This is a genomic window from candidate division Zixibacteria bacterium HGW-Zixibacteria-1 (assembly GCA_002838945.1).
Lineage (GTDB): Bacteria > Zixibacteria > MSB-5A5 > GN15 > PGXB01 > PGXB01.
Window position 1 is genome coordinate 13,920 of the sequence record PGXB01000047.1, and the last position, 14,822, is coordinate 28,741.

The 14,822-nt window shown below is 48.2% G+C and carries 10 protein-coding genes; 9 read left to right on the top strand and 1 reads right to left on the bottom strand.

Going from position 1 to position 14,822, the window contains the following annotated elements; translation table 11 throughout:
• Positions 1-105: 105 nt before the first annotated feature.
• From CVT49_14245 to CVT49_14265, 5 genes are all read left to right on the top strand, one after another.
• Positions 106-465 carry a 4a-hydroxytetrahydrobiopterin dehydratase gene (locus CVT49_14245; protein ID PKK82335.1) on the top strand — a complete coding sequence of 120 codons (360 nt, stop codon included), beginning with the start codon at positions 106-108 and terminating at the stop codon, positions 463-465.
• A gap of 73 nt (positions 466-538) precedes the next feature.
• Positions 539-1,267: a hypothetical protein gene (locus CVT49_14250; protein ID PKK82336.1), complete on the top strand. Its 729-nt coding sequence runs from the start codon at positions 539-541 to the stop codon at positions 1,265-1,267.
• On the top strand, positions 1,224-2,162 hold the full coding sequence (locus tag CVT49_14255) for a hypothetical protein (protein ID PKK82337.1): 939 nt from the start codon (positions 1,224-1,226) through the stop codon (positions 2,160-2,162). The genes CVT49_14250 and CVT49_14255 overlap by 44 nt, the downstream gene beginning before the upstream one ends.
• A gap of 43 nt (positions 2,163-2,205) precedes the next feature.
• Positions 2,206-2,589: a 6-pyruvoyl tetrahydrobiopterin synthase gene (locus CVT49_14260; protein ID PKK82346.1), complete on the top strand. Its 384-nt coding sequence runs from the start codon at positions 2,206-2,208 to the stop codon at positions 2,587-2,589.
• Positions 2,590-2,604: 15 nt separating this feature from the next.
• Positions 2,605-3,447: a GTP cyclohydrolase I FolE2 gene (locus CVT49_14265; GenBank protein ID PKK82338.1), complete on the top strand. Its 843-nt coding sequence runs from the start codon at positions 2,605-2,607 to the stop codon at positions 3,445-3,447.
• A 72-nt stretch (positions 3,448-3,519) separates the two neighbouring features.
• On the opposite strand, the gene CVT49_14270 is transcribed toward CVT49_14265, so the two are convergent.
• A complete protein-coding gene (locus CVT49_14270; GenBank protein PKK82339.1) occupies positions 3,520-3,945 on the bottom strand; it encodes a response regulator in 426 nt (141 codons plus the stop codon).
• Positions 3,946-4,145: 200 nt separating this feature from the next.
• On the opposite strand from CVT49_14270, the gene CVT49_14275 reads away from it, so the two are divergent.
• The 4 genes from CVT49_14275 (at position 4,146) to CVT49_14290 (ending at position 14,776) form a co-directional block, all read left to right on the top strand.
• Positions 4,146-9,647, top strand: a complete 5,502-nt coding sequence (locus tag CVT49_14275) for a hypothetical protein (GenBank protein ID PKK82340.1) — start codon at positions 4,146-4,148, stop codon at positions 9,645-9,647.
• 21 nt (positions 9,648-9,668) lie between these two features.
• Complete coding sequence (gene pbpC, locus CVT49_14280) at positions 9,669-11,999, top strand: penicillin-binding protein 1C (GenBank protein PKK82341.1); 2,331 nt, start codon at positions 9,669-9,671, stop codon at positions 11,997-11,999.
• 94 nt (positions 12,000-12,093) lie between these two features.
• Positions 12,094-14,136, top strand: coding sequence for a hypothetical protein (locus tag CVT49_14285; protein PKK82342.1), 2,043 nt, complete (start codon positions 12,094-12,096; stop codon positions 14,134-14,136).
• A gap of 241 nt (positions 14,137-14,377) precedes the next feature.
• On the top strand, positions 14,378-14,776 hold the full coding sequence (locus CVT49_14290) for a hypothetical protein (GenBank protein PKK82343.1): 399 nt from the start codon (positions 14,378-14,380) through the stop codon (positions 14,774-14,776).
• Positions 14,777-14,822 lie beyond the last annotated feature (46 nt).

Genomic DNA, 14,822 nt, shown 5'->3' on the forward strand with positions numbered 1-14,822 from the left:
TCCGGCAATCCGGCATTGTCCGATATTTTCAGTCAAGGGTGGCCGGCTGGGCGTATTTACTGACAGCTGATAGAAAATATAATTTTAAGGATAAAGGACAATTTTATGACTGATTTCCTGCGAGGCAAAAAGTGTGTTCCCTGTGAGGGCGGAATACAGCCGCTGGGCGGCGATGAAATCAAGAATCTGATGCCGCAGGTATCGGACTGGCGTGTCAATGCAATTGTGAAGGGCGGCAAAACGGTTGAAACGCTGCAGAAGCGATTTCAATTTAAAAATTTCCGGGAAGCCATGGCTTTTTTAAGACAGGTCGAGGAGGTTGCCGAGGCGGAAGGGCATCACCCCAATTTCTGCGTTCATTATAACAAAGTCGATTTCACCGTCTGGACACATGCCATATCCGGCCTGCATGAAAATGATTTCATACTGGCCTCAAAAATCGACGATCTGATCAAAGGTAGCTGAGAATTGAATTAATGACTGTTCGACTTGTAAACCCGGACGAAATATCATATATTCACGATAATTCAATAATAAGATGCCTATGTCACCAACCGAAAAAAAGCTGGACGGCAAAATTGCCCTGATAACGGGAGCCGGACGAGGAATCGGCCGGGCGACGGCGGTGCTTTTTGCACAGCACGGAGCCGACCTGATCATGGTCTCGCGCACCGAACCGGAGTTGATCGAAACCGCAGGGCTCTGCCGCGAGTATGATATTCGTCTGTTTCCCAAGGCAGTCGATGTTTCCGATCAAGGCAGGGTTGATATTCTATTCAAGGATATAAAGAAGAAATTCGGACGGCTGGATATCCTGATCAACAATGCGGCACGATTCAGTTCGGGATTGATGCAGGAGTCCTCTATGGATGAGTTCCGAAAGATGCTGGAAACGAATGTCACGGCGCCGTTTTATCTGTCGCAAAAAATGGCTTCGATGACGAATAAAAAAAGGGGCGGCAATATTATCAACATCTCATCATTCTCGGGATGTTTCGGCGTCGAAAAATTTCCCGGGTTCGGGGCCTATAATATCAGCAAGTATGGTCTCTGGGGATTGACCGAAATCCTGGCGCTTGAATTCAAGGAACTGAATATCCGGGTCAATCAGATATCTCCGTCCGGCGTGGAGACGAAAATGTTTCATGATGCCGTTCCGCCCGACGTGACGGCCGATCTGAGCCCGGAGCAAGTAGCCGAAAAGATTTTGTATCTGGCATCGGATGATTCCGCGCCGCTTACCGGCGCCAATATCATGCTTCAATAATATCAGGGTCATGATCGATTTCGAAAAATCGGAAAAGCTGCCGCATGACAGGCGGTATTTCAACATTTCCATCATCTGGATCTTTTATTTTCGTTATGTCATCAGAGTGCTCTATTGGCTCAGAGTTCCCCACGAACTGATAACTCTGGTATCGATATTTTTTGGCATTGGTGCGGCCGGTTTGTTCTATAACGGTTTTTTGATTGCAGCGGCGATTGCGCTGCACCTGAAAGATATCTTCGATGCCTGCGATGGCGCCATCGCCCGGCTTACCGGGCGCGGGCACCTGATCGGGCGCTATCTCGACTCGCTTGGCGATTTTTTGTCGCTGACCCTGGTCATGCTCGCGATCGCGATTCAGGCCTCAAACAATGGCAGCAACATATTTAAATTTTGGGGGATAATTGCGATCTTCTCCACTTTTATCCAGTGCTCTTTCTTCAATTACTATCAGCTTTCGTATCTTGATGCTTTCGGGATTAAAACATTGTCGTCGAAACGCAATGAAACCGGCCGGGATGATACCGAAGACCAGTTCCGTTCGATACCGGCCAGGGCGATTCTTAATTTATTTCGAATATTTTATATAATTGTGTACGGCTGGCAGGATAAGCTTGTTGCCGGAATCGATAATATGCTTGTCGGACAGGCGTGCAATTTATCTCCGGAACAGCGCTTCGGGAACAGGTCACTGATGGTTCTTCAGTCGGCGTTATGCTTTGGGACACATATATTTATAATAATAATTGGAGCGCTTCTCGGTCGACCGGAAGGGGCCCTTATTTTTATTGGAATTGTGATGAACATTTATCTTTTTGTGTTGTTATATCTACGAAAGAGGCATTACCGGGCGCAGATGAGCCAAAATGCCCTTTTTGAAAAATCCAGGAGATAAGATTATTGAGGACTAAACGGTGAAGATAACATTAACCAAAAAAATGACCTTCTGTGCCGGGCACAGGCTGTATAATCCGAATTTCAGTGATGAAAATAATTTGCAGATTTTCGGCGCCTGCTCCAACCCCAACGGGCACGGTCATAATTATGTGCTGGAAGTAACCGTCACAGGCAGCATCAATTCCGAAACCGGGATGATTATCAACCTCAAGGAAATGAAAAACATCATCGAGACAAAGATCATTTCCAGAGTAGATCATAAAAATCTCAATCTCGATGTGGATTTCATGAGCGGTATTATACCGACAACCGAGAATTTCGCGCAAAAGATATGGGAAATTCTGGATAAGGCCTTCGGGAACAACCTTCTCGATAGGATTGTTATTTGGGAATCGGAGAATAACAAAATAGAAATCAGCCGCTGAGGCGCGGGGGTAAATATGAAAGATATGCAAAGTTCACCTGATAATAGAAATATTCATATCGATAAGGTTGGTATAAAGAACCTTAAACTGCCGATTGTCGTCAAGGATCAACATCGCATGAAGCAGGCGACCGTGGCCGATGTCAATTTTTATGTCGATTTGCCGCATCAGTTCAAAGGAACGCACATGAGCCGTTTTGTCGAGATTCTCAACGAACACAAAGACGAACTCGATATATCAAGCCTGGAAAGCATCCTCAGGAAGACCCAGAAGAAGCTGCATGCCTACAAGGCGCATCTGGAACTGACCTTCCCCTATTTTATCAAGAAAAAGGCTCCCGTAACCGGCGCCGAGGGAATTCTGGACTATGAGTGCACCATCTCGGCGGCCACCAACGGCGGCGAAAAGATGGATATTACCAATACCATCCGGGTTCCGGTGACCACGCTTTGCCCATGCTCCAAAGAAATCTCGAAGTACGGGGCGCATAATCAGCGTTCGATTGTCACATTATCGGTCCGCACCAATGTATTCATCTGGCTGGAGGAGTTGATCGAATTAATCGAGAAGGAAGCCTCATGCGAGATTTATTCGCTGCTCAAACGTCCCGATGAAAAGTATGTGACTGAAAAAATGTATGAGAATCCTCGTTTTGTAGAGGATATCGTTCGGGGCGTGACGGAAAGACTTACGGGTGACGGTCGTATCGACTGGTTCACGATCGAGTCTGACAATATTGAGTCGATTCACAATCATAATGCTTATGCCTTCATCGAACGTAACCTGAAAGCCGAGCGTGAGGAAACCGACCGGACCTCCCGTGTCCGGGAAATGAAAAAAGTCTCAATAGAAAATTAGGTTAGTGTGCATGACAAAAAAGCCGCCCGATCGCCGGGCGGCTTTTTCTTTGCAGGTATAATACTATTTACATTAATCAGCGGCAACATTGTCCGCAATGACTTTTTCTATGGCGGCGATCAAGTCTCCCGCCCGATAGGGCTTGTTTAATATTCCCGATATGCCATACTCGGAATAATGCAGAATCATGTGGTCAAAGGGATTGCCGCTCGAGATAATAATCCGCGAATCGGGATCAATTCCCAAAAATGTTTCGATAAGTTCTTGTCCGGCCGGTTCACCGGAAAGTAATAGATCCAGTATAACTGCGTCAAATTTGTCACAGGCCCGAGTGTGAGCCTGCATCAGGCCGACTGCCTCAGGACCGCCGCGGGCAGTGACTACATGATATCCCGCCCGCCGCAGGACCAACTCGGCGACATCGATCACAACATCCTCGTCATCAACAATAAGAATATTACCTTTGCTATCCGGTGTGCGAGAATTATTTTCTTTCATTGTCGCCTGACTGTTATTAATATTTCTTATGTTTAATATCGTCTCAACGTGGTAATAATTGATCGAACCAAAACTTGTTTTTGGGAAATGAAAATTACGGAGATAAAATATGAACACCGCTTTTGAAAAAATGTATAATATTCGGGAGAGGGACAGTCTGTCTTTATCATTAACAAAAGCTTCATTACTGGGAGGGAGCTGTGTCTAATACTTTAAACAAAAACAGGTTACATTTTTACATCGGTTTGGCGCTGGCCGCCGCGATTATAATTTCCGGTGCCGGTGTTGCGGTCGATCTGCTGGCCTCGGGGCCTCAGACCGAGCCGGATCTCAATGTCAGGGTGACCGATTTTTACCCGCAGGGTGATGTCGAGCGCCAGATGAATATTACCGTCAAATTCAGCCGGGACATGGTCCCGGAGGACAGCCTCGACAAGGCGGTGCTGGAGCCGCCGATCGAATTCGATCCGCCGCTGCCGGGACTGGCGCGCTGGATCGAAAAAAACATGCTTCGATTCTATCCCGACCAATCCCTTAAACCGGCTACAACCTACGAGGCCAAGGTCAAGTCAGAAGAGAAATTTCTTTACGGCAATCGGATCAATGACAAAAGCATTTTCGCGTTTCGGACGCCGCCGCTGGTTGTTCTCAAAAAAACCTCGGAAATTCAGGTGCTTGATGATGACAAACCGGGATATGCCAGGCTGGATATCGGGTTCTTCTTCAATTATCCCGTAAATGTCGAACAAGCCCTTAAGTTGATAAGCATCACCGGTGATAAAAATGCCGAAATCGCCAAACCATCAATTGACTTGAATTATCTGACCGATGAATACAGGGAGACATCATCCGGCGGTAAGATAGTACAATACGCCGGAGGTATTATCATCAGGACTCAGCCGATTCGACTTAGCAATTTAAAGCAGTCGTACCGGATCATTCTTAATAAGGGACTCGAATGCCGGGAGTGTACCGACCCGCTGCTGGATAATTTCGAAAAAATAATTTATCTGGAAAGCAGCGAGCGGCTGCGTGTCGAAAATTTCTATGCCAATACGGCCGGCGAGTTCGGATATATTTCAATACGGTTCAATGGACCGATTGGCGGCAAAGACCTGGTTGATTACATAAAGATCGACCCGGAACTGCCGGTAACAAGCGAAGCCAGAGGATCAACATTGAATATTCGCGGTAATTTCCTGCCGGGTAAGACATATGAGGTCACTCTTTCCAAAGGACTGCCGGGTATCCGCGGATTGGGTCTGGCTGACGAGTTTTCCACAAAAATCCGGATCCCCGATCTAAAACCGGCGGTTAAATTCACTTCAACCGGTGTCTATCTGCCGCGGGAAGGTGCAAAATTGCTGGAGCTGGAAACAACCAACATCGACGAAATTTCAGTCGAAGTGGGCCAGATTTTTTCGAACAATATAGTCTATGAGATGACATCACAGGGGAACTATAACAATCGCTACAACTCTGATCTGAGCAAGGTGGGACGCAAATTTTTCGAGAAAAACAAAAAGCTCAACGGTGAGTTCAATAAACCTCTGACTACCACCATCGACATTGGCGGCATTATCGGTGACACCACCAAAGGCATCTTCAAAATATCGGCCAGGAACAAAGAGGGACGTTGGACCCAGGATACCCGTATGGTCATGATGACCGATATCGGCATATCGGCCCGCCTGTCGGATGACTATCTCATGGTCTGGGCCAATTCGCTGGCCGATGCTTCACCGGTCTCGAAAGCAACCGTGGAACTGATCAGCAAAAACAATCAGATCCTTGTCAGCGGCAAAACCGACTCGCGCGGTATTGCCATTTTCAAAAATATCAAGGACAAGCTGGAAGGATTCGAACCGTTTCTGATCACTGTTACCGACAAAGATGATATGTCGTACCTGAAATTCGCCGAATGTCTTCTGCCGACCAGCGATTTCGAAATCAAGGGACGGCCATATTTGACTTCCGGTTATGATGCTTTCATGTATCCCGACCGCGGTGTCTACCGCCCCGGCGAAACGGCGCATATAACCTGTGTCGTCCGCGGCCCGGATGGAACGACCCCGCCCCAGTTTCCATATTTTATTACCATCTATGATCCGGGACAGCGCGAATTTCAAAAATTCCGGATGCAAAATGAAGGAACCGGCCTGGTTTCGATCGATCTGGAAATTCCCGATTTCGCCAAAACCGGGAAATATCGGATTGTCTCCCATATCGGCGATGATATGAATATCGGGACGACCGAGATATTGGTCGAGGAATTTATGCCGGATCGAATCCGTGTCGATGTCACTACCGATAAAACGGCATATTTCACCGGCGATTCAATGAAAATAAATGTCACCGGCAATTACTTTTTCGGGGCTCCGGCGGCGGGTCATAAGGTCTCCGGGCGGATGACCATAGATTCATATCAATTTCAGTCGCCGAAGCATACAAAATACACTTTTGCCGACACCGACCGGAAATTCACCGGAATAAATATCAATTTGCCCGACAAAATCCTCGATGACTCCGGCGCTTACACATACGCCCAGGAAATATCCGCGGATCTGACACCGCCGTCGGCTCTCAAGGCCACGGTCGTGGTATCGGTTTCGGAACCGGGCGGCCGTGCGGTCAACGCCGCCACCTCGGCCTTGATCCATCCCTACACCAGATATATCGGAATGAGGGCCGAATTCGAAGGGTATGCCAAACGGGGCGAGCCATGCGACATTGATTTGATTGCTCTGACCAGCGACGGCGCTCCTACCGCCATCGATTCGATTAAGGTGCTATTTTACCGGGTTATTTATAATTCGGTTTTACGTGATAACGGGCGAGGTTATTACCGTTATGTATCCGAAGAAACCCTGCAGCCGGCCGATTCGCTGAAAATAAATCTGCCTGTAGCGGGTAAAAAGGTGAGTTTCACGCCGCCCGACTATGGTAAGTACAAAATTGTTGTCATCGATCCCACCGGCGGGCACCAGGCTTCGCTTTCATTTTATGCCTCAGGATGGGGCTATGCCCCATGGTCGATGGAAAACCCCGATAGGGTCGACATCGATCTTGACCGGGAGTCTTATAAACCGGGTGACGAAGCCACCATCCAGATTCGCTCGCCTTTCGGCGGTAAACTTCTCCTGACCATCGAGAAGGACAATGTCCTCGATTGCATTACATATGAAATGAAAGAAAATACCGCCGAGTTCACCATCCCCGTCAAAAAGGATTTCTTTCCCAATGCCTATATCACCGCCACAGTGATAAAAAAGGCAACCGATGTTGACAAAGCATCACCGGCACGCGCTTTCGGTGTCGCGCCTATAATGCTCGATAAAAAACAGAAAGCAATCACGCTCAATATCGATGCTCCCGAAGTAATCAGGCCGAAGAGCAAAGTGGCGGTCAATATTGACGCCGGCACGCAGGGTGTGACCGAATTGACGGTAGCGGCTGTCGATGCCGGTATCCTACGGCTGACCGGATTTGCGACACCTGACCCGCTGGAATATTATTACGGCAAGCGCATGCTGCATCTCAAGCCGTACGATATTTATTCATTCATCTACCCGGAAGTGGAGCGAGCCGAGAGCCACCTCAGTCCCGCCGGAGGTGCCGGTTTGGCGCTTTCTGAAGTCATGACACCTGATTTGTTTGACAATTCGCGCCAAAGGCACCTTAATCCTTTCAAGGCCCGCCGGGTCAAGCCGGTGGCACTTTGGTCCGGCATTGTCAAAACCGATGTCAATGGCAAGGCGCATGTCGAATTTGATATTCCCGAATTCAACGGCAGTCTGGTCGTAATGGCGGTAGGGGTGCGCGACGATAAATTCGGTTCTGCTTCGAAGAACATCATCGTCCGCGACGACATCATTATTCAGGAGAGTTTCCCGCGTTTTGTCAGTCCGGGCGATGCCTTCGACGGTTTGGTGACACTGTTTAACAATACCGGCGGGACAGCGGATGTCGATATCACTCTTGCCTGCGACGGCCCGCTCGAGATTGCATCCGGGGCCACCCAAAAAGTCAGGATTCAGGACAATTCCGAAGCTTCGGTGACATTCAAGCTAAAAGCAAGACAGAGAGCCGGAACCATTGCGTGCCGTCTGACGGCGAGCAGTGATACATCGCGTTCCGTAGTAAATTTCGAGCTGCCCAACCGTCCCGGTATGCCGCTTGAATCGAAGTATGGCTCCGGGTCGATTGCCGCCGGAAGCACCGCCGTCATAGATATTCCGGGAGATTGGATCGAAACCACTGATCAATATGTCATCCAGACATCATCATTCGCGGCGGCGCAGTTCAGTCGTGAGATCGACTATCTGGTAAGATACCCTTACGGCTGCCTGGAGCAAACCACCTCGCGCCTCTTTCCATTGTTGTACTTCAACGATCTGGCCCGCTTCGTGCAGCCGGAAATATTCGACTCGAGGGGCCCGGACTATTTCATACGCGAAGGCATCCTGCGGCTGAGCGGCATGATGCGCGGCGATGGGAATTTTATATTCTGGCCGGGCGGAAACATTTTCAATCAGTGGGCATCGATTTATGCCTCACATTTCATGGTGGAGGCGTACAGCAACGGATACTTGATTGAAAAGAACACTTACAATAATATCATAGATAATCTCCGGGATATCGCCCGCGGCAAAAAGACCGACAACGGTATTGGCGACCCCGAGAGGATCTACGCCGCCTATGTTCTGGCACGTGCCGGAAAGATGGAGAACCGGATTATTAATTATCTAAAAGGTCTCTACACGCTGGATCTTCCGGCCTACTCACGATATCAACTGGCCGGAACGCTGGCGATGTCCGGTGACCGGCAAAGTGCCCTGGCACTATTGCCGGAAAGTGTGCAGCCGGACATTTATGATCCTGAAACCGGCGGGCGATTCGACTCCGGTGTTCGTACCAATGCCATTCTTCTCGAAGTGATGAATGACATCGATCCGACCAGTCCGTCATGCGCGGCACTGGCAAAATCCCTGATTGAAGATGCTCATGTTGGCCGATGGTACACCACTCAGGCCACGGCCTACGCCCTGATGGCGCTTGGCAAATATCTCAAGGGCCAGGAAAAGCCCGACTTTACCGGTCAACTATTTATTGCCGGCGACAGTACATACTCTATCGGGACTGATGACTTCAGAATCATTCGGAATGACATCGGCGGCAAAGAAGTGAACCTTTCCATCGAAGGCAAGGGCACATGCTTTTACAACTGGCAGGTAAACGGTGTCCCTTCGGAGGGCGCTCCCGATGAGTATTCACGCGGCATATCGATCACGCGCGAATATTTGGATGCCGAGGGCAACCCGCTTGATATCAATATCGTCGCACTGGGCGATCAGGTTGTCTGTCGTATTGCGGCCTCCGCGAGCAGTCAGCGGCTGGAAAATGTCGTTATCAGCGATCTTTTGCCGGCCGGGTTCGAAGTCGAAAATCCGCGTCTCGAAACCGCGCCAAAAATGTCCTGGATACCCAAAGGCAACATCGGTGCTTTTGATTACAAGGATATTAGGGACGACCGCCTGCTCTTGTTTACGACCCTTAATCCGGGTAAGAAACAGGAATTCTATTACAGCCTCAGGGCGATATCGGCCGGAAAATTCAATATTCCGCCGATCGCGGCGGAGTGCATGTACAACCCTATGATAGCCGGAGCCTCATCATCGGGCGTCCTGATTATTAAGAAGTGATTGATTCATTGACGTAATGCAATGACTTTGAGTGCAAAAATATTAAGTAAACACCTGATCAGGATCAGCGCGCCGCTGCTGATCCTGATCCTGGCTTTTGTGTTGATGGATTGGCTGATCTGGCCGATTCCGGCAACAAAATTGAACCGCGACAATGCTCATTTCATATATGACAGGAATGGCTGGTTGTTGAATTGTTTTGCCTCGACCGATCATTTCTGGCGCCTGCCGGTAACGCTCGACGAGATTTCACCGCAGCTTATCAAGACGGTGCTTGCATCGGAAGACCGGTGGTTCTATTATCATCCCGGTTTCAATCCGGTGGCGCTGGTCCAGGCGGCTATCGAGAATCTCAGGGCCGGGAAAGTGGTGCGAGGGGGGTCAACCATTACCATGCAGATCGCGCGCATGATGGAACCGAAAGATCGCACGATCAGAAGCAAACTGATCGAGCTATTTCGCGCTGTTCAACTTGAGATGCATTATTCCAAAGACGAGTTGCTCAATATATATTTCAACCTGGTGCCGTACGGCGGGAATATCGAGGGTGTCGGCGCCGCGGCTTATTTCTATTTCGGAAAATCGCCGCGGCAACTGTCATGGTCGGAGGCAGCCGTCCTGACCGCCATACCCTCATCGCCGAATCAGTACCGTCCCGATCTGTCGCAGTCGGGATGTCTCGCCCGGCGTGATGTCATACTCGGACTTTTGAAAATACGCGGCATTATTGATGAAACTGAATATACGGCTTCGATAATCGAAGAGATACCGGCACAGCGTTACGACCGCCCCTTTATTGCGCCGCAGTTCAGCCAGACGATGGTTTCGCAATATCCCACGACAGCCGCCATCAGGACATCCATCGATTTCGCGACGCAAGCCATGTGCGAAAGGCTGGCGTGGGGGAATTATCAATCTTTGATCGATAAGAATATTCACAATCTGTCGGTGGTGGTGCTGGATAACAAATCGGGCGAGTTGCTGGCTCTGGTCGGCTCGCCCGATTTCGAAGACTTCAAACACAGCGGGCAGATCAATGGCGCCATTGCGACGCGATCGCCCGGCTCGGCGCTCAAGCCCTTTGTCTATGCGCTCGGTTTCGAAAACGGGCTGATTACGCCGTCATCAAGAGTCGATGACATTCCCATCAACATCAACGGTTACTCCCCCGACAATTATGACGAGCAGTTCCGGGGCATCGTGACAACCCGCGGGGCGCTGGTTATGTCGCTCAATATTCCCGCCGTCAATATGGAACAAACGGTCGGACTGGAGCAGTTTTATGAGTTCCTGAAGGTCGGCGGTATCTCAACACTGTACCGCAAATATGATGAGTACGGTCTGCCGCTGGTGCTGGGCGCTTGCGAGGTGTCGTTGCTTGAACTGGGCAATTTCTATTCGACATTGGCGCGCGGTGGGATGTACAAGCCGGTCAGGCAAATTAAAGACATCGATAGCGCGGATGGGCGTCGAATTCTTTCTGAAGAAACCTCTTATATTATTTCGGATATTCTTTCCAATTTGCGGCGTCCGGAACTGACGACCTCATGGATGGACACCAAAGATCATGCCGTCATTGCCTGGAAAACCGGCACGTCCTATGGCCGCAAGGACGCCTGGGCTATCGGCTACAATCCGCAGTTCACCATCGGGGTCTGGGCGGGGAATTTCTCCGGCGAGGGGTCGCCGTATCTGGTCGGAGTCCAGGCCGCTTCTCCCCTGATGCTGGCCATATTCAACGAGATTACCAAGGGGCATGAATTGACCTGGTTCGATAAGCCCGACCGCGTCGAGTGGCGCGATGTTTGCACGGTCAGCGGGATGCCGCCGGGCGAGCACTGCCCAAGTACGGTCAAGGATTTTTATATCAAAGGTGTCTCGCCGATAGAGCCCTGCGATGTGCATAAGCAGATTTTTGTCGATCATGACCGCGGGCACATGCTTTGCCGCGGATGCATGTATCGATCGGCGCATATCGACACGACCATTGTCGAGCAGTGGCCGGCGCGGCTGTCGGACTGGCTGATCAAACAGGGGCTGGTGCAGCCGCTCCCGGAGCACAACCGTTATTGCCTTGGGCCGGCGGCCGATGATGCCCCCGTGATTGTTTCGCCGGAACCGGATGGTTTCTATGAACTGCGCGCTTCGGCCCCGGCGGAGTATCAGAAGATATTATTCAAAGCATCTGTCTCGCTCGAAAGCGGCAAAGTGCACTGGTTTCTCGATGACCGGTTATATGCCAGCGCCGATATCGGCCAGAGTGTTTTCTATCCGCCCGAACGGGGTGTTCATAAACTGATGTGCGTGGACGCCCTCGGCCGCTCGAGTAAGGTGGTGTTCGAGGTGAGATAGGGCTATTCGACAAATTTATTTGATTTGTAAAGACGGATATATTATAATTATGCGCATCTTTCTGAATCAGAATTTATAGTCGATTGGTTATGATATGAATAGAGCAGGCGTCATAAAGGGCACAATTGGAGGAGTAATTGCAGCGCTGACAATAATTGTTTTTGCCTCTGCTAATTTGTTACATATTCGTCATTTGTGGGGAATTAATCTTCTGGGATTTTATTCAAGTATAAACTCGTACTTATTAATCAGCCTGGTTATTTTGATACTTATTTCCCCTATATCTAAAAAAGTTATCTTATTACTTGAGCGGCTTAATGCAATTATCCGTCGAAACACGAATATTAGAATTATCTTTTACTTCATATTCATCGCAGCATTCTTTATTCTGAGTGTACTATTCAAGTCAGCCACTACTTTTCTTGGCGATGGTCATTTGCGAACCAACCAGCTCACATTCGACAATTGGTTTCTACCGACCGAGTTTCTTGATTTCATATTACATGCCGGTCTGTACAACTTTATAATGAAACCGATCGGGTATGAATCGGTGCAAACCTATCAAATATTCAGTTCACTCTGCGGAGTAATTTTTATCATCGGCATTTGGAAATTATCAAGCCATCTTTTCAGGGAATCGTCTGTCGCTGCTTTCCTGACCATCATTTCTTCCGGCGTAACTGTCTTCTTTTTCGGATATATCGAAAGCTATTCCCTGATTGCCGCAATTTTGCCATTTGTTTTTCACAGTGGCCTCAAAGCAATCGACAATTCTGCATATATTAAGTACTTTATAATATTATGTATCACTGCAGTAATAATTCACTCAGTGGCTGCTTTTTTGCTATGGCCGGCATTGATTTATGTTATTGTGCAAGGCTCTACAAAATACAGATTGGCTATGGGGAAGATCAACAAATATATGACATTTGCAGGAGTTGCCATAATAGTCGCCGCATATATTGTGCGTGCTTTTTGGAACACCGGTATCGAGCGTTATCTTTTATCAATTTTGCCTTCGGACAGTTCTCCTCAGGCGATATTCACCATCCGTCATTTATTGAATATCATCAACTGGCTGTGTCTTGCGGCGTTACCCATACTAGCCATTTTGCCTTTGGCATTTAAGTCAGGCATTAAACTTGATGATTCAAACAAAGCGAAGGCACATTATGCCGGGTGGATTATTGCGTCCTCTTCTATTTTCATATTCTTCTTTGTTCCTCAATTGGGCGGACCGCGCGACTGGGATCTTTATGCCCTGCCTTTCTTTATGATACTTATCGCGTCACTGGCTATCTTATCAATCCGCCGCGGCGGGCAGTTTCCTGCCATCATAATTTCGATTGTCTCCGTCTCGCTTATTCTAACGATATCGCTTATTGCCATAAACAGTTCCATCGCAAAATCGACCGATCGTTTTGCCGAAATTATCGAGGTCTGCAAATTCAATAACTTATTCAAGGAATATAATCTGCTGAACAGCTATGCCGGTGACCACTCGGAAATGAGCGACCGACAGCTCGAGTTCGCTCTCAAAGCGTGGGAACAACCCCCTCTTAAAAAGAGCGATTCATCATTGATATTAAATAAGCTGGGCGAGTATTATATGGCGCATAATAAGCCTGCGGAAGCCGAGCGCTATTTGAATCTGTCGATCCAGGCCGACCGCTTTAATATTTTCACTTACCATTTTCTGACTAATTATTATTCGACCTATGGCACTTCCGCCGACCTTTTGAACCTGGCCGACGCCATGGCCGCCAGATTCCCAACCAGTGCCAAAGCTCAGACAGATGCCGGAGTCTTATATATGCAGCTTGGGCGGGCGGAAAAAGGACAGGGGTGTCTTACCAAAGCTTATACTCTCGACAGCAGTGATGTCTTTGTAATTGTGAATTATGGCGTTCTTTTTTTGCAAAGTCAGAAATATGCGGAGGCTGTCAGGTTATTGCAAAAAGCCGTCAATATTAATCCCGCTTATTTCAAGGCCAACTACAACCTGGCTCTGGCATATGCAGGACTTGGCGATAAGGCCATGGCGCTTAAACACTTGCAACACGCCGGCAGACTAGCAAAAAGTGATTCAGACACATCACAAATTAAGAGACTTGAATATATACTTAATAAGAGATAATATTGCCACGCATCATTACAAAAATACTTGACTTATATTGCTTATAAATATATACTTATTAGTATTAGGGCCAATTTCATCTTTCGACATTCCAACTTAGTTAGAGCTCTCAACACAACGCTTAATTGTTAGGCAAAATCATACCCCTCAGAGTTTCAGGATGATAGGGAGGTGATATCATGCCATAAATATTATCCAGATAATTACAAATCTTATAATGATTGACTAAGGAGGGTTTAATATGTTTAAAGAGTGCCTATTTATGTCAAGCATGCTTCTTGCATCCCTTTTCCTTATGCAAGCAATACCATCTACTGCTGCAACAGTTTATGTTCATCCATGGGAATCAACAATCCAGGATGGAATCGATGCAGCTAATAATGGTGATACCGTTCTGGTCGACAAACCGGTGGGCCCCTATCAATACACTGGACCCGGTAATTGTGATATTACATTTCATGGCAAGCAAATAGTTGTTAAATCCATATATGGTGCCGAGTCAACACCAGTTGATATTGGAGATTCAGGAACAAGGGCATTTATTTTTAACAGTGGCGAATCACCGTTGTCAAAACTAATAGGCTTTACAATGAAGTTCCCCCGATTTAGTGGACACGGAGAAAGGATACTATTATTATGATTCTTTCTCATCCTGAGTCCCGAAGGACAGGAGGTGTTCAGATGTT

Bases quoted from the DNA above. Each gene is read 5' to 3' on its own strand.
- CVT49_14270 (PKK82339.1), bottom strand. From the start codon at position 3,945: ATGAAAGAAAATAATTCTCGCACACCGGATAGCAAAGGTAATATTCTT.
- pbpC (PKK82341.1), top strand. From the start codon at position 9,669: ATGACTTTGAGTGCAAAAATATTAAGTAAACACCTGATCAGGATCAGC.
- CVT49_14250 (PKK82336.1), top strand. From the start codon at position 539: ATGCCTATGTCACCAACCGAAAAAAAGCTGGACGGCAAAATTGCCCTG.
- CVT49_14290 (PKK82343.1), top strand. From the start codon at position 14,378: ATGTTTAAAGAGTGCCTATTTATGTCAAGCATGCTTCTTGCATCCCTT.
- CVT49_14285 (PKK82342.1), top strand. From the start codon at position 12,094: ATGAATAGAGCAGGCGTCATAAAGGGCACAATTGGAGGAGTAATTGCA.
- CVT49_14255 (PKK82337.1), top strand. From the start codon at position 1,224: ATGATTCCGCGCCGCTTACCGGCGCCAATATCATGCTTCAATAATATC.
- CVT49_14260 (PKK82346.1), top strand. From the start codon at position 2,206: ATGACCTTCTGTGCCGGGCACAGGCTGTATAATCCGAATTTCAGTGAT.
- CVT49_14245 (PKK82335.1), top strand. From the start codon at position 106: ATGACTGATTTCCTGCGAGGCAAAAAGTGTGTTCCCTGTGAGGGCGGA.
- CVT49_14265 (PKK82338.1), top strand. From the start codon at position 2,605: ATGAAAGATATGCAAAGTTCACCTGATAATAGAAATATTCATATCGAT.